This window comes from Promicromonospora sukumoe, from assembly GCF_014137995.1.
Taxonomy (GTDB): domain Bacteria; phylum Actinomycetota; class Actinomycetes; order Actinomycetales; family Cellulomonadaceae; genus Promicromonospora; species Promicromonospora sukumoe.
The window spans coordinates 3,193,902-3,209,573 of sequence record NZ_JACGWV010000001.1 but is presented as its reverse complement, the minus strand read 5'-3'; the positions used below and the strand labels follow the sequence as shown (position 1 = coordinate 3,209,573).

The 15,672-nt window shown below is 73.5% G+C and carries 14 protein-coding genes; 7 read left to right on the top strand and 7 right to left on the bottom strand.

What is annotated here, in order from left to right:
- Positions 1-12 precede the first annotated feature (12 nt).
- Positions 13-1,173, top strand: a complete 1,161-nt coding sequence (locus FHX71_RS14225; protein WP_182617329.1) for a GNAT family N-acetyltransferase — start codon at positions 13-15, stop codon at positions 1,171-1,173.
- Positions 1,174-1,273: 100 nt separating this feature from the next.
- Here the strand turns inward: FHX71_RS14225 and FHX71_RS14220 are convergent, their stop codons facing one another.
- Positions 1,274-2,086 carry a TrmH family RNA methyltransferase gene (locus FHX71_RS14220; RefSeq protein WP_182617327.1) on the bottom strand — a complete coding sequence of 271 codons (813 nt, stop codon included), beginning with the start codon at positions 2,084-2,086 and terminating at the stop codon, positions 1,274-1,276.
- Between the two features lie 186 nt (positions 2,087-2,272).
- The gene (locus FHX71_RS14215; RefSeq protein WP_182617325.1) at positions 2,273-3,067 is read right to left on the bottom strand and encodes an enoyl-CoA hydratase-related protein; all 795 of its coding nucleotides are present in this window, start codon (positions 3,065-3,067) and stop codon (positions 2,273-2,275) included.
- Positions 3,068-3,127: 60 nt separating this feature from the next.
- On the opposite strand from FHX71_RS14215, the gene FHX71_RS14210 reads away from it, so the two are divergent.
- Complete coding sequence (locus tag FHX71_RS14210; protein ID WP_220489687.1) at positions 3,128-4,303, top strand: acyl-CoA dehydrogenase family protein; 1,176 nt, start codon at positions 3,128-3,130, stop codon at positions 4,301-4,303.
- On the opposite strand, the gene FHX71_RS14205 is transcribed toward FHX71_RS14210, so the two are convergent.
- Complete coding sequence (locus tag FHX71_RS14205) at positions 4,269-4,877, bottom strand: TetR/AcrR family transcriptional regulator (protein ID WP_182617323.1); 609 nt, start codon at positions 4,875-4,877, stop codon at positions 4,269-4,271. The genes FHX71_RS14210 and FHX71_RS14205 overlap by 35 nt on opposite strands.
- Positions 4,878-4,949: 72 nt before the next feature.
- On the opposite strand from FHX71_RS14205, the gene FHX71_RS14200 reads away from it, so the two are divergent.
- From FHX71_RS14200 to FHX71_RS14190, 3 genes are read left to right on the top strand one after another with little or no spacing between them, the layout of a single operon-like run.
- Positions 4,950-6,509, top strand: coding sequence for a carboxyl transferase domain-containing protein (locus tag FHX71_RS14200; RefSeq protein WP_182617321.1), 1,560 nt, complete (start codon positions 4,950-4,952; stop codon positions 6,507-6,509).
- Positions 6,509-8,506: an acetyl/propionyl/methylcrotonyl-CoA carboxylase subunit alpha gene (locus FHX71_RS14195; RefSeq protein WP_182617319.1), complete on the top strand. Its 1,998-nt coding sequence runs from the start codon at positions 6,509-6,511 to the stop codon at positions 8,504-8,506. Before FHX71_RS14200 ends, FHX71_RS14195 begins: the two co-directional genes overlap by 1 nt.
- On the top strand, positions 8,499-9,470 hold the full coding sequence (locus FHX71_RS14190; protein ID WP_182617317.1) for a hydroxymethylglutaryl-CoA lyase: 972 nt from the start codon (positions 8,499-8,501) through the stop codon (positions 9,468-9,470). The genes FHX71_RS14195 and FHX71_RS14190 overlap by 8 nt, the downstream gene beginning before the upstream one ends.
- Here FHX71_RS14190 and FHX71_RS14185 read toward each other — a convergent pair.
- The 3 genes from FHX71_RS14185 to FHX71_RS14175 form a co-directional block, all read right to left on the bottom strand.
- A complete protein-coding gene (locus FHX71_RS14185) occupies positions 9,467-10,063 on the bottom strand; it encodes a hypothetical protein (RefSeq protein ID WP_182617315.1) in 597 nt (198 codons plus the stop codon). The genes FHX71_RS14190 and FHX71_RS14185 overlap by 4 nt on opposite strands.
- Positions 10,064-10,091: 28 nt before the next feature.
- Entirely contained in the window at positions 10,092-11,624 is a 1,533-nt protein-coding gene (locus FHX71_RS14180) for a WXG100 family type VII secretion target (RefSeq protein ID WP_182617313.1), read from the bottom strand.
- An 89-nt stretch (positions 11,625-11,713) separates the two neighbouring features.
- Positions 11,714-12,604: a LysR family transcriptional regulator gene (locus FHX71_RS14175; RefSeq protein WP_182617311.1), complete on the bottom strand. Its 891-nt coding sequence runs from the start codon at positions 12,602-12,604 to the stop codon at positions 11,714-11,716.
- Between the two features lie 92 nt (positions 12,605-12,696).
- Here FHX71_RS14175 and FHX71_RS14170 point away from each other — a divergent pair, with 92 nt between their 5' ends.
- Positions 12,697-13,920, top strand: a complete 1,224-nt coding sequence (locus FHX71_RS14170) for an MFS transporter (protein ID WP_182617308.1) — start codon at positions 12,697-12,699, stop codon at positions 13,918-13,920.
- A gap of 67 nt (positions 13,921-13,987) precedes the next feature.
- A complete protein-coding gene (gene fgd / locus FHX71_RS14165) occupies positions 13,988-14,989 on the top strand; it encodes a glucose-6-phosphate dehydrogenase (coenzyme-F420) (protein ID WP_182617306.1) in 1,002 nt (333 codons plus the stop codon).
- Between the two features lie 18 nt (positions 14,990-15,007).
- On the opposite strand, the gene FHX71_RS14160 is transcribed toward fgd, so the two are convergent.
- A complete protein-coding gene (locus tag FHX71_RS14160) occupies positions 15,008-15,667 on the bottom strand; it encodes a response regulator transcription factor (RefSeq protein ID WP_182617304.1) in 660 nt (219 codons plus the stop codon).
- Positions 15,668-15,672 lie beyond the last annotated feature (5 nt).

Sequence of the window (15,672 nt, the reverse complement as noted above, 5' to 3'; positions counted from 1 at the left end):
GAAGGAAGCACCATGAGCACCGAGACCGACGACCCGGCCGCGACCAACCCCGCGGTGACCAACCCTGCCCAGACCGCCCTCGCCCCGATCGCCGAGCGCGCCGCCGCCCCGGCGACCCCGACCGTGCCGACGGCGGGCGGCCTCACCTGGCGCCCCGCCACCCGCGAGGACGTGCCCGTCTGGCTCGCCCTGCGCAACCTCATCGCCCGCGCCGACGCCGAGCCCTACGTCGAGACCGCCGAGGAGATCGAGGAGATCTTCGACGGCACCTGGCGCGACATGACCCGCGACTCCCTGCTCGGCTTCGACGCCGACGGCACCCTCGTGGCCTGGGGATACGTCGCCAGCCCGCCCGGCGACGTCACCACGGTGCGTTCCTTCACCTGGGGCGGCGTGCACCCCGACCGCCGCGGCGAGGGCATCGGCCGCGAGGTGCTGGCCTGGTCGATCGGCCGCGCCCGGCAGCTCCTGGCGGCGTCGGGCAAGGACGTGCCCGCCCGCATCGCGGTGTTCGCCGAGGACGACGGGCCCGCGAGCAAGCAGCGCCTCTACGAGCGGGCCGGCATGGAGGTGCGCCGCTACTACTCCGACCTCGCGCGCCCCCTGACCGGGCCCGACGCCGCTCCCGTGCCCGAGGTGGCCCTCACCGGGTCGCTGCGGCTCGCCTCGTGGTCCGAGGCGCTCGACGAGGCCACGCGCCTCGCGCACAACGACGCGTTCCGCGACCACTGGGGCAGCCAGCCGCAGACCCGCGAGCAGTGGGCCGAGCGCGCCGGCTTCGCACCGCAGTGGTCGTTCGTCGTGCTCGACGACGCCCCCGACGTCGACGCCCTGCTCGCCTCGCCCGACATCGAGCCCGAGACCGCCGCCGCGCTCCGGGCGGGCGAGCCGTTCGTCGTCGGCTACTCGCTCGCCGGCCACTACCCCGAGGACTTCGCGCTGCGCGGGTACTCGTTCGGGTACACCGACATCCTCGGCGCGCGCCGCTCCTACCGGGGCCGCAAGGCCGCGCTCGCGGCGCTCGCGGCGGGCATGCGGGCCTTCGCCGCCGACGGCATGGAGTACGCGGCGCTCGACGTCGACACGGCCAACCCGAGCGGCGCCCACGGCCTGTACGCGAGCCTGGGCTACACCAAGACGACGGGCAGCCGCATGCTCTCGATCGAGCTCTGACCCCACGCTGGTCGAGTGGCTTCGCTGGTCGAGCTTGTCGAGACCTCACCGGGTCTCGACAAGCTCGACCAGCGGTGTAGTGCGCTCGGCCAGCGACGGCCTACTTCGCCAGGCGCTGGCGGCGGGCCTCGTAGAGGACCACCGTGGCCGCGTTCGCGGCGTTGAGCGAGCTCGCCGATCCCGTCATCGGGATGCTCAGCGTCACGTCCGCGGCGTCGCGCCACGACTGGGGCAGCCCCGTGGTCTCGTTGCCCACCAGCAGCAGCACGGGCTGGGTCAGGTCGTAGGCGGAGACGTCGGCGTCGCCGTGCTCGTCCGTAGCCACCACCACTAGGGGCAGCCCGGCGGCCCGACGCGCCGTCACCCACTCCATGACCTCCGCCGTGGAGGGGGAGCGCACCACCGGCGTCGCGAAGAACGACCCCGTGCTGGCCCGCACCGACTTGGGGTCGTAGGCGTCGGCGGCGTGCCCCGTGGTGATCACGCCGTGGGCGCCGAACGCGTCGGCCGACCGCACGACCGCGCCGATGTTGCCCGGCTGCGTGGGCCGGTCGAACACGACGCCGAGGAAGTCGGGCCCCGCCTCGATGCGGTCCAGGTCGTCGGGCCGCATCGCGATGACCGCGAGCAGCTCGGCATCCTCCTTCTCGGCTAGCTCCGCCAGCAGGTCGGGCGCCATCTTGACGTGCTCGGTGTGCGGGTGCGCCGCGAGCAGGTCCCGGGCCCACTGCGAGAGCCGGCGCTCGCCGTCGTACAGCAGGGCGCGCACCTCCCAGCCGTGCTCGACGGCCATCGTGAGGGGCCGCACGCCCTGCACCAGGAACTCGCCCGCGCGGTGCCGCTTGTTGCGGTTCGTCACGAGGGTCTGGAGCTGCTGGAAGCGTGCGTTGCGCTGGGAGATCCGGGTAGCCACGCCCCCATCCAACACCGTCGCGGCCCGCCCCGTCGCAGCCGGCGCCGGGGAATGTGTACGCGATCGAGGTCGGTTGCTCTGCGTAGACATTGTCGACGCAGAGCAACACACCCCGGATTCGCACAGTCACCCCGCGACCGTTCCCGTCCCGACGTCGCCCGCCCCCGGCGCCGGGGAACCCGCGGCTCAGCGCGCCAGCAGCTTCTCCATGGCGGCTCGCGCCTGCGGCGAGGCGAACAGGTCCGCCGACGAAGTCACGACGTCGTCCACCTGCGCGTCGAAGCGGGCCAGCGTGTCCGCGTTGAGCAGCGCCTTGGTCGCGGCCAGGCCCTGTGGGTCGCCGGCGGCCAGGCCGCGCAGGACGGCGTCGACCTCCGTGTCGAGGCCGTCGAGCGGCACGGCCCTGGTCACCAGGCCCCACTCGGCGGCCTCGGCGGCGGTGAACGGGGCCCCTGTGAGGAACGTGCGCGAGGCCGCGCGCGGCGTCATCCGAGGCAGCACCGCGAGTGAGATGACGGCGGGGGCGAGCGCGAGGCGGGCCTCGGTGAACGCGTAGGTGATCTGGTCGGCGCTGACCGCGACGTCGCACGCGGCGACCAGCCCGATCCCGCCCGCCCGGACCGGCCCGTGCACGCGCGCGACCACGGGCTTGGGCAGCGCGAGCAGGTCGCGCAGCACCTCGGCGAGCCGCCGCGCGGAGACGCTCATGCCGTCGGCCAGGGCCTCGGTGAGGTCGGCCCCGGAGCAGAACGCGCTGCCGCTGGCGGCCAGCACGACGGCGCGTACGTCGTCGTGCGCCGCGCGGTCCAGGGCAGCCCGCAGCTCGTCGAGCAGGGCGAGGGACAGGGCGTTGCGGCGCCGGGGCGCGTCGAGCGTGATCCGGGCGTACGCCACGGGCTGGGCGTCGGACGGCGCGTCGGGCGCGGCGTCGGGTCGGTCGAGCGCTACGACGTCGTAGGCGACCTGACTGATGGCGGTCATCGAGAAGTCCTCCGGGTGGGGCCTGGCGCTGTGAGGTTAATGGTGGTTAACCTCTGTGACATGCGCAACATGCATACACCAGAGAACCCGGAGCACACCAAGCTCCGGGACGCGGTACGTGACTACGCCGACCGCGAGATCGCGCCCCACATCGCCCGATGGGACAGGGAATGCCGCCTGCCCGTCGAGGTGGTGCACCAGATGGGGGAGCTGGGCCTGTTCGGCCTGACCGCCCCGGAGGAATACGGAGGGTCCGACCTCGGGCTCACCGGGCTCAGCATCGCCGTCGAGGAGATCGGCCGCGTGGACCAGTCCGTCGGCATCACGCTCGGGGCCGGCGTCGGCCTCGGTGTCGGCAGCCTGCTGGCCTACGGGACCGAGGACCAGAAGCAGACCTGGCTCCCCGACCTGATCGCCGGCCGGACGCTCGGCTCGTTCGGCCTCACCGAACCCGGCGCGGGCAGCGACGCCAACGCCATGTCCACCACCGCCGAGCTCACCGACGGTCACTGGGTGATCAACGGCGCCAAGCAGTTCATCACCAACTCCGGCACGCCGATCACCAGCCTCTGCACCGTCGCGGCGCGTACCGGCACCCGGCCGGACGGCAGCCCGGAGCTCAGCGCGGTCATCGTCCCCAACGACACGCCCGGGTTCGTCGTCGAGCCCCTGCACGACAAGATGAGCTGGCGTGCCTGCGACACCCACCCGCTGCGCTTCGAGAACGTGCGCGTGCCCGAGGTGAACCTGCTGGGGGAGCGGGGCAACGGCTTCAAGCAGCTCATGCTCTGCCTCAACACCGGCCGCGTGGCGGTCGCGGCGCTCGCGACCGGCTGCATCCAGGCCATGCTGGACCTCACCGTGGAGCGCGCCGGCGTGCGCCCCACGTTCGGCGGGCCGATCGGTCGTAAGCAGGGTGTCGCGTTCCAGGTCGCCGACATCGAGGTCATGCTCCAGGCGAGCCGGGCCCTGACCTACCGGGCGGCCGCGCTGAAGGACTCGGGGGCGCCGCTCGACGAGTTCCGGCGGGCTTCCTCGGTCGCCAAGCTCTACGCCACGGAGTCCGCCGTGACGGCCACGCGCATCGCGGCGCAGGTCTTCGGCGGCTACGGCGTCATGGAGGACGGGCCGATCGCCCGCTTCTACCGGGACGCGAAGGTGCTGGAGATCGGCGAGGGGACGTCCGAGCTGCAGCGCATGCTCATCGCGCGGGGGCTCGGCCTGCCGGTGGAGTAGTGCCTGCCGGTGGAGTGAGCTCTGCCGGTGCGAGCAGCGCGGCGTGCGCCATGCGGGTCAGCAGGGCCCGCATGGCGGCACGCCCGATGCGGGCGCTGTGCGGCGTGGAGTTGAGCAGGCCGAAGGCGGCCTGCACGGCGGCCCGCGCCTCCGTGGCGCCGAGGTCGGGGCGCAGGGGTCGCAGGGCGTCGCTCCACACGTCGATGTAGGCGAGCTGGTGCTTGCGTACCTGGGCGCGGGCCTCCGTGCCCAGGGCGCCCCACTCGCGCTCCTGGATCACGATGAGCGCGGGGTTGTCGAGCGCGAAGTCGGCGTGCCGGTCGATCAGCGCCGCCAGCGCGCCGTCGGCCACCGCGGGGTCGGGCAGCAGCTCGCGCGCGCCGGCCAGGAGCTGGTCGGAGGCGTGCAGCAGGCACTGCCCGAGGATGTCCTCCTTGCTGGCGAAGTGCTTGTACAGGGCGGGGCCGGAGATGCCGACGGCCGCGCCGATGTCGCCCATCGAGACGCCGTGGAAACCACGGGCGGCGAAGAGGCCGGCTGCCGTGCTCAGGATCTGCTGCCTGCGCGGGGTCACCGGAGCAGTCTAGGAGCGACCATGCGGATCGAGGGGTTAACGATCGTTAACCAGAAGGATAGGCTGCGGCACATGACCACCGACGTCGGCGTTGGACCGGATCTGCGCACCCTGACCGCGCAGCTGCGCGAGCGGCTGGCGCGCGTGCGCCAAGGCGGCTCGCCCGAGGCGCGCGCCCGCCACACCGGGCGCGGCAAGCTGCTCGCCCGCGACCGGATCGACCGGCTGCTCGACCCCGGCAGCCCCTTCCTGGAGATCGGGGCGCTCGCGGCCTACGACATGTACGGGGGCGAGTGGGCGGTGCCCAGCGCGGGCATCGTCACGGGGATCGGCCGGATCGCGGGGCGGCAGTGCGTCGTCGTCGCCAACGACGCGACCGTCAAGGGCGGCACGTACTACCCGGTCACCGTCAAGAAGCACCTGCGCGCCCAGCAGGTCGCGGCCGAGAACCACCTGCCGTGCGTCTACCTCGTGGACTCCGGCGGCGCGTACCTGCCGATGCAGGACGAGGTGTTTCCCGACCGCGAGCACTTCGGGCGCATCTTCTACAACCAGGCCAACCTGTCGGCCCGGGGCATCCCGCAGGTCGCAGCCGTGATGGGCTCGTGCACCGCGGGCGGCGCGTACGTGCCGGCGATGAGCGACGAGGCCGTCATCGTGCGCGACCAGGGCACCATCTTCCTCGGCGGGCCGCCCCTGGTGCAGGCCGCCACGGGAGAGGTCGTCACGGCCGAGGAGCTGGGCGGCGGCGTCGTGCACACCACCACCTCCGGCGTCGCGGACCACCTGGCCGACGACGACGCCCACGCCCTGCGCATCGTCCGCGAGATCATCGCGACCACACCGGCGCCCGCGCAGGTGCTGGACCGGTTACCGCCCGAGGAGCCCGAGCTCGACCCCGACGGGCTGTACGACGTGCCCGCCGACCCGCGCACCCCGTACGACGTGCGCGACGTCATCCGCCGCATCGTCGACGGCTCCCAGCTCGCCGAGTTCAAGGCTCGCTACGGCGAGACGCTGGTCTGCGGCTTCGCCCGGATCGACGGTTACCAGGTCGGCATCGTCGCCAACAACGGCATCCTGTTCTCGGAGTCCGCGCTGAAGGGCGCGCACTTCGTGCAGCTCTGCGATCAGCGGCGCATCCCGCTGGTCTTCCTGCAGAACATCGCCGGGTTCATGGTCGGCAAGGAGTACGAGCACCGTGGCATCGCCAAGGACGGCGCCAAGCTCGTCACCGCCGTGGCCTGCACGTCCGTGCCCCGGTTCACCGTGGTGCTCGGCGGCTCGTTCGGCGCCGGCAACTACGGCATGAGCGGCCGCGCCTACGACCCCCGGTTCCTGTGGATGTGGCCCGGCGCCCGCATCTCCGTGATGGGCGGCGAGCAGGCCGCGTCCGTCCTGGCCACGGTCCGCAAGGACCTCGCCGACGCCTCGGCCGCCGACGTCGAGGCCTTCAAGGCCCCGATCCGCGCCCAGTACGAGACCCAGGGCAACCCCTACTACGCCACGGCACGCCTGTGGGACGACGGCGTGATCGACCCCGCCGACACCCGCCGCGTGCTGGCCCTCGGGCTGGCCGCCACGGCCGCCGCCCCGATCCCCGAGCCCTCCTACGGCATCTTCCGGATGTGATGACGATGCACACCCTCCTGGTCGCCAACCGCGGCGAGATCGCCCTGCGGATCATCCGCACCGCCCGCCGACTCGGCCTGCGGACCGTCGCCGTGCACTCCGACGCCGACACCGGCGCCCCGCACACCCGCGCCGCCGACGTCGCCGTCCGCATCGGCCCGACGCCGCCCGGCGAGTCCTACCTGTCGATCCCGGCGCTGCTCGCCGCCGCCAAGGAGACCGGCGCCGACGCCGTCCACCCCGGCTACGGGTTCCTGTCCGAGCAGGCCGACTTCGCCCGTGCCGTCGTCGGCGCCGGGCTCACCTGGGTGGGGCCGCCGCCCACCGCGATGGACGCCATGGCGCGCAAGGACACCGCGCGGGAGGTCGCCCGGAAGGCCGGCGTGCCGGTGCTCGAGGGCATCTCGCTGACGGACCTCTCGCTGGTCGAGCCTGTCGAGACCCTGGTTTCGACAAGCTCAACCAGCGAAGCGGGATCGGCCGGCAGATTCCCGCTCCTGGTCAAGGCCGCCGCCGGTGGCGGCGGCAAGGGCATGCGGATCGTGCGTGCCGAGGACGAGCTCGGCCCGGCGATCGCGGCCGCCGCCCGGGAGGCCGCCACCGCGTTCGGCGACGACACCCTGCTGCTGGAGCCCTACGTCGAGCACGGCCGGCACGTCGAGGTGCAGGTCCTCGCCGACGAGCACGGGAACGTCCTGCACCTGCACGAACGCGACTGCTCCGCCCAGCGCCGGCACCAGAAGGTGCTGGAGGAGGCCCCCGCGCCCGACCTCGACCCGGCCGTGCGCGACGCCCTGCACCTGTGGACCGTGAACCTCGCCCGCCAGGTGGGCTACACCGGCGTCGGCACCGCGGAGTTCCTCGTCGACACCCGCCAGGGCATCAAGGGTGCCTGGTTCCTGGAGATGAACACCCGCCTCCAGGTCGAGCACCCCGTCACCGAGGAGGTCGTCCGCGTCCGCGGGCAGCGCATCGACCTCGTCGAGCAGCAGCTCCGCGTCGCCGCCGGCGACCACCTCGGCTTCACGCAGGACGACGTCACCGTCGTCGGGCACGCGATCGAGGCCCGGATCTACGCCGAGGACGCCTTCGGCGGGTTCCTGCCGCAGGCCGGCACCGCGACCCGCGTGCGCTGGCCGGACTCGGCCGGCTCGGCCACCGTGCGGGTCGAGGCCGGGCTGGAGGACGGCACCGTCGTCCCCGCCGCCTACGACCCCATGGTCGGCAAGATCATCGCGCGGGGCCCCGACCGCGAGGCCGCCCGGCACGCCCTCGTCGACGCCCTCGACGACACCGCGATCGGCGGGCTGGTCACCAACACCGGGTTCGTGCGGGCGCTCGCGGACTCGGGCGCCTTCCGGGACGGCGACGTGCACACCGCGTGGCTCGACACCCACGCGCTGCCGGCACCGGACCCGGGGCCCGCGCTCGTGGCGGCCGCCTGGTCGGTGGCCACGGCCGCGGAGCACGACGGCGGCGACGGGTGGCGGCTCGGCGGCCCGCCCGCCGACGCGTGGGTCGAGCTGGACGACGTCGTGCTCCGCGTGTGCACCGCCCGCGGCGAGGTGCGGCGCGACGGCGAGCCGCCGACGTCGTGCCGTGCCGCGGGCCGCCTCGGGGGACAGGCGGGGGGAGCCGACCTGCTGGAGCTCGACGGCGTCACGGCCCGGTTCGTGGTCGACGTGCGGCCGCGCTCGGTGGAGGTGAGCACGCGCGGGCACACGTTCCGCTTCACGCGCCCGGGCGGCACCCGGGCAACGGAGGCTGACCTGTCCGACGGCGTCGTCGTCGCCGCGATGCCCGGCACCGTGACCCGCGTCGAGGTGGGCGACGGCGAGGCCGTGACCGCCGGGCAGGCGCTCGGCGTGCTGGAGGCGATGAAGATGGAGCTGGCCCTGACGGCGCCGTCCGACGGCGTGGTGCGCGTGCGCGCGACGGCGGGGGAGCAGGTGGCCGCGCGGCAGGTGCTGTTCGTGATGGAGGTGCCCGATGTCTGAGCCGATCCCTGACCAGGCGCCCCGGGAGTACCGCCGGCCGCAGGTGGTGCGCGACCCGGCCCTGCCGGAGCGAGTCACGATCTACGAGGTGGGCCCGCGCGACGGGCTGCAGAACGAGAAGGCCGTGGTGCCGACCGCGGTCAAGGTGGACCTCGTCGAGCGGCTGCTCGACGCCGGCCTGCCGTACGTCGAGGCCACCAGCCTGGTGCACCCCCGCTGGGTGCCCCAGCTCGCCGACGCCGCCGACGTGCTCGGCGCGCTGGTGGACCGGCTCGGCGACCGGGCCCGCGACCTGCCGGTGCTGGTGCCCAACGAGCGCGGCCTGGAGCGCGCCTACGACCTGGGCCTGCGGCACATCGCGGTGTTCGCCAGCGCCACCGACTCGTTCGCGCGCCGCAACCTGAACCGGTCCCTGGACGAGCAGTACGCGATGTTCGAGCCGGTCATGACGCGGGCGCGGGCGGCGGGGATGCGCGTGCGGGCGTACGTCTCGATGTGCTTCGGCGACCCGTGGGAGGGCGACGTGCCCGTGTCCCAGGTGGTCACGGCGGGCAAGCGGCTCATGGACCTGGGCGCGGAGCAGCTCTCGCTGGGGGACACGATCGGCGTCGGGACGCCGGGGCACGTCGTCGCGCTGCTGGACGCGCTGAACGCCGCCGGCCTGCCCGACGACGTGCTGGCCCTGCACGCCCACGACACCTACGGGCAGGCGCTGGGCAACGTCGCCGCCGCGCTGCGGCACGGCGTCACCACGTTCGACACGGCGGCGGGCGGGCTGGGCGGATGCCCGTACGCGGAGTCCGCCACGGGCAACCTCGCCACGGAGGACCTGCTCTGGATGCTCGACGGGCTGGGGATCAGCACCGGGGTGTCGCTGCCGCGGGTGGTGGAGACCAGCGCGTGGCTGGAGCCGAACCTGGACCACGAGCTGACGAGCAGGACGTACCGGGCGCTCAGTGGCTAGGCGGCGGTCTCCACCACGTCGCGGACGTAGAACTTGTACCAGAGCCGGACCGGGGTGCCCTCGCCCTCGCCGATGGCCATGCTGGGTCTGACCGAGGTGGAGACCTCGCCGTTCGCGCCGTTGTAGTTGTCCTTGTGGCGGGTGCGGTTGACGTCGGCGGTCTCGGCCCACCGCGCTCGCTCGGCCCACGCGGCGACACGCTCGGCGTCGAGGCCGAGAAGGGCCGAGTCCGCGACCATCCGGTCGGCCGCGGCCTGCCCGTCGGCCTCGGTCCAGAACAGGTCCACCTGGTCCACGAAACCGTGCCGGGTGGTCACCGTCATCTCCTCGGTCCGTCCCGACCAGGTGCCGGTGGGAAGCGTCAGGCTCACGGTGGCGTCATCGGGCACCTTCACGATCACCATCTGGTCGGCCGGGAGTCCCAGGCCTTCCGCCTCGAGCGGCTGTGTCAGGTCCCACTCCATGCTGTTCCCCTCTCCGAAGAGCTCCGCGCCGCCGTCGTCGTCCCCGTCGCCGATGCGGACGGTGCACCCGGCCGTCACCGCGAGGGCGAGGACCGTGCACACCGCGAGGATCGCGTGTCGTACCGACATGGGCCCCACCCTGTCACGTCGCCGCACGTCACTGGTCGACATCGACATCCCAGTTCGTCGCCAGCCGGTCCACGATGCGGCCCAGCCGGTCCGGGTTGGTCAGCCGGTACTCCTCGATGCGGTCCGACACGTCGGTCCGCAGGATGTCCTCGGCACGGCCCGGGTCGTTCTGGAGCAGCTCCTGGTACGCGGGCAGCGTGTCGGCGGTGATGTAGTTCCAGCGCTGGTCGACGTCGGCGATGTTCCCGTCGGGCAGCGGCGTGGTGATCGTGACCGTGCCCTGCAGCGGGTTGTCGGTGGAGATGCCGGTGAACGGGATGCCGACGTTCTCCGGCCCGGGCGTCTCGACGCTCACCTGGAGCGGGTCGTACTCGCCGAACGTGACAGCGCCCGGGATCGACGCCTCCCCGACCACGGTCATCATGTAGGTCATCGCCTCACCGGTCACGGGGCGGTCCCGCATGGCGTCGTAGTCGTCGGCGATGATCTCCTGCTGCTCCCTGCGCAGCATCTCGGTGTTGCCCTCGGCGACACGGTCCGGGTCACCGGACGCGATGTCCTCCCAGGCGTCGTAGGTCGCCTCGTTCATGGCCCCGGACTCGTACATCCGCTGGATCTCCTCCATGCCACCGTGCTCGTAAGCGGCGTGCATGGAGGCCTGGTCATGGAAGATCTCCTGCTGCATCGCCAGGAAGGAGGTCTCGTAGAACCGCAGCTCGTCGTCGGTCATCCCGGCGACCTGCTCGATCAGGGCGCCCTGGGCGAGCCCGCCGGGAAGGTGCTGGAGCACCTCGCCGCCGACCTCGAACCCCTGGGCGATGTCGCGCATCAGGGCGAGGTCCAGGAACCCGGCGGCGAACGACGGCCCGATCATCGCGGCCATCCCGGCCCACTGCAGGTCGGGGTTGTTCAGGTAGAGGTCGGCGTAGTACTCGTAGACGGCCTCGATGTTCGCGCGGTTCGCGTCGGCGCCGAGGGTCGGGTCCCAGGCGAGGTAGTCGATGCCGGCGTCCTGGGCGGCCTGCCGGGTCCAGTGCTCGCTCGCGACGAGCCCGGCGTCCGGCCCGGGGTAGAGCCCTTGCGCCTCCATCGCGGCCAGGAGGGCGGCGACCTGCTCGTCGGTGGCGTTCAGCAGCCACTCGTCGCGCTCGCTCTCCGACAGCTCCAGATACTCGTCGGGGCTCAGCGTCGGGACCGCCGGAACCTGCGGGGCCGCGGGCGCCTGGGCCCCGGCCACCGTCGTGCCGCCCCCGCTACCGCCCGTCCCCGTCCCCGCACCGCCCGCGGTCCCGGCGTCGGCGCTGGTCCGCTCCTGGTCGTCGGCGTTGCGGTCCAGGGCGTTGCCGGCCTGCACCAGGGAGTCGATGGCCGCGGTCAGGCCGCCGCGGTGCGTGTCCGACCACTCGGCGCGGAACCGCTGGCCGCTGGGGCCGAACCAGTCCAGGTCGTCGATCAGGGAGTCCACCAGGGCGCGCGCGGTCTCCAGCGTCTGCGTCCGGTCCCGCATCGTGGTCGCGAGAGTGCGCAGCTGGGCGACGTCGGCGCCCCAGACCTCACCCATCGGTTCCCCCTGCTGTCGGTCGGCCCGCTGTCGGTCGGCACGGCGAACCTAGCCGCACCCGGCCGCCCCGGCCATGGGGAGAACTGCCCTCAGCCGCCGGTGGCGCGGACGGCGACGCCGTGCAGCAGGGCGAGTGCCGCCTCGACGGGGCGCGTCGCGCGGGTCCGGCTGACGGACCGGATCGAGAACGCGAGGGAGACGTCCAGGGGGAGGATGATGGCGCCGGGCGCGGGGCGCAGCACCATGCGGGGCACGGCGGCGACCCCGAGGCCGGCGGCGACGAACGCGGCGACGAGGCTCATGTCGGGGCTCTCGACCACGACGGTGCGGCGCAGCCCGCGCGAGGCGAGCTCGCGCTCGATGATCACCCGGTTGCCGAACCCCGGCGGGCCGTCGACGAACGGCTCGCCGGCGAGCTCGTCGAGGGAGAGCACCGAGCGCCCGGCGAGCGGGTGGTCCTCCGGCAGCACCGCGACGAACTCGCCGGCCAGGAGCTCGTGCGAGCGCAGGCCCGCAAGGTCCCCGCCGGGCAGCCCGGTGATCGCGACGTCGAGGCGGCCCGCCCGGACGTCGTCGACCAGGCCCGTGGACCCGGTGGGGGAGGCGACCACGCTGAGCGCGACCCCCGGGTAGAGCTGGTGGAACCGCCCGGCGAGCGCGGGGATGTCGAGCATGTCGGTGTTGGCGAACACGCCGAGGCGCAGGCGGCCCCGCAGGCCGCTCTCGGCGGCGGCCACGACGTCGTAGACCCGGTCCAGGGACTCGACGGCGGCGCGGGCCTCGGGCAGGAGGGCGCGGCCGGCGTCGGACAGCTCGACCCGGCGCGTGGACCGCACGAACAGCGTGGCGTGCACCTCGCGCTCCAGCGTGCGCACGCCCGCCGAGACGGCCGACTGGACGGTCTGCAGGCGGTGCGCGGCGCGCGTGAAGCTGCTCTCCTCCGCGACGGCGATGAAGTACTCCAGGTGCCGGGTGTCCATGGGGTCATCGTCGCAGAGTTATCGCGAACAGCGATAGACGGAATCGGAATGATTCGCTTGTCCTGATCAATGGGGCGGCGCAGACTGCTGGGGTGACGAACACGCAAGCCCTTCCCGCACCCGCAGCGCCCATCCAGGCAGCCCCGCGCCGCCACGGCGCCGGGTTCTGGGTCACCGGAGCGACCTTCCTGCTGCTGATGGCGTTCTCGACCGTGCCGACCCCGCTGTACCCGCTGTACGTGGCCCGCGACGGGTACGGCCCGTTCACGGTCACCGTCATCTTCGCGGCGTACGCGGTGGGGGTCGTGGCGAGCCTCTTCCTGGTGGGGCACCTGAGCGACCGGGTCGGACGGCGTCCGCTGATCCTGCTCGCCGCCGCGCTGGAGCTCGTGGCCGCGGTGATCTTCCTGCTGCGGGACGACCTGGGCGGGCTGATCGCGGCCCGGCTCGTCTCCGGCATCGGCATCGGCGCGCTGACCGCCACGGCGACCGCCTACCTCGCCGAGCTCGACGGCGGCCGATCCCGCCCGGCGCCCGGCCGCGCCGCGGTGGTCGCCACCGTCGCCAACCTCGGCGGCCTGGGGCTCGGCCCGCTGCTGTCGGGGCTCATCGCGGAGCCGTCGTCGGACCCGCTGGTGCTGCCGTACGCGGTGTTCGCCGTGGTGCTGGTGCTGCTGCTCGCGGTGACTCCGCTGGTGCCCGAGACGGTGCTGCATCGGCCCGGCCTGCGGCCCTACCGCCCGCAGCGGGTGGCGATCGGGCCCGACGCGCGGCGCCGGTTCGCGGCCAACGCCGTCGGCGCGTTCACCGGGTTCGCGGTGTTCGGGCTGTTCAGCTCCGTCGCGGCGTCGTTCGTGCACGACGAGCTGGGGCAGACGTCGCTGGTCGTCACCGGCGTGGTCGCGGCCACGCCGTTCCTGGCCGGGGCGCTCGGCCAGTGCCTCGTCGCCTCCGTCGCGCCGGCCCGCCAGCTCCGGATCGCGACCGTCCTGATGGTCGCGGGCCCCGCGGCGCTGTTCGGCGGCGTCGTGCTGCCGTCGACGGCGCTCTTCCTGACCGGCGGCCTGCTCGCCGGCGGCGGCGCGGGCTTGCTCTTCAAGGCGGCCCTGGGCCGGACGGCGGCGCTCGTCCCGCCCGCGGAACGCGCCGAGGCGCTCGCGCTCGTGTTCCTCGTGGGCTACGCCGGGCTGGTGGTCCCCGTGCTCGCCGTCGGCGTCGGCCTGGTGTACCTGCCGGCCCCTCTGGTCCTCGGGGTCTTCGTGGTGCTCGTCGCGCTCGCCGGCGGGTGGGCCGCGACGGCGATGCGCCGCTCCTGACCAGCGGTTCTGTGATCTGCGCGACGCCTGCCCACGCACCCGGGCGATGAAGCGTAGGGTCGCAACCGTGACTCTGAAGATCGGGTACAAGGCGTCCGCCGAGCAGTTCGGGCCGCGCGAGCTGGTTGAGCTCGCAGTACGCGCCGAGGAGGTGGGACTGGACAGCGCGATGGTCTCCGACCACTTCCTGCCGTGGCGGCACGAGGGGGGTCACGCGCCGTCGGCCCTCGCCTGGCTCGCCGCCGCGGGGGAGCGCACCTCCCGCATCCAGCTCGGCACGAGCGTGCTGACCCCCACGTTCCGGTACAACCCCGCCGTGATCGCGCAGCAGTTCGCCACGCTGGCGCTGCTCACCGAGAACCGGATCATCCTCGGCGTCGGCACGGGCGAGGCCCTCAACGAGACGGCTGTCTCCGGCATGGAGTGGCCCGAGTTCAAGGAGCGGTTCGCGCGCCTGCGCGAGGCGGTGCAGCTCATGCGGGCCCTGTGGACCGAGGACTCGGTTGACTTCAAGGGCGACTACTACGAGCTGGTCGGCGCCAACATCTACGACCGGCCCGAGAACCCCGTGCCCGTCTACATCGCGGCCGGCGGGCCGCTCGTGGCGAAGTACGCGGGACGCGCCGGCGACGGCTTCATCTGCACGTCCGGCAAGGGCATGGAGCTCTACACGGAGAAGCTGCTGCCCGCGGTCGCCGAGGGCGCGGCCAAGGCGGAGCGCGACGTCGCGGACGTCGACAAGATGATCGAGATCAAGATCTCCTACGACCGCGACCCCGCCGCCGCGCTGGAGAACACCCGGTTCTGGGCGCCGCTGTCGCTCACGCCGGAGCAGAAGCACAGCGTCACCTCGGCCACCGAGATGGAAAAGCTCGCGGACGAGCTGCCGATCGAGCAGGTCGCCAAGCGCTGGATCGTCGCCTCCGACCCCGACGAGGCCGTCGCGATGATCAAGCCGTACGTCGACGCCGGGCTCAACCACCTCGTGGTGCACGGCCCCGGCCAGGACCAGGAGCGGTTCCTCACGCAGTTCAGCGAGGACGTGCTGCCGCGGCTGAAGTCGCTCTGACGCTGGGCCCCGGCCTGGTCAGGGCGCCCTGACCAGGCCCGTCTCGTACGCGAGGATCACGAGCGCGGCCCGGTCCCGCGCGCCGAGCTTGGCGAGCAGGCGGCTCACATAGGTGCGTGCCGTGGCCGGGCTGAGGTAGAGCTCGGCGGCGATCTCGTCGTTCGTCAGACCGCGGCCGAGCTGGAGCAGCACCTCGCGCTCGCGGTCGGTGAGCGCGGCCAGCCGGTCGTCGCCGCCGGCCCGGGGCGCAGGGGCCGCCGCGACGGCCCGCAGCACGGTGGCGGTCACGGCCGGGTCGAGCAGCGCGTCGCCCGCAGCGACCACGCGCACGGCGCGCCGCAGCTCGGCGGGCGCGACGTCCTTGAGCAGGTAGCCGGCCGCGCCCGACCGGACGGCCTCGAAGACGTGCTCGTCCTCGTCGAACGTGGTCAGCACCAGCACGCGGGTGCCGGTCAGCGCGGGGTCGGCGACGATCTCCCGGGTCGCGGCCAGGCCGTCCAGGCGGGGCATGCGGATGTCCATCAGCACGACGTCGGGCCGCAGCTCGCGCACCCGGGACACCCCGGCGCGGCCGTCGGCGGCCTCGCCGACCACCGCGATGTCGCCGTCGCTCTCGGCCAGTGCGCGCAGGCCCGCGCGCACCAGCTCCTGGTCGTCCACCAGCACGATCCGGATCACGGTGC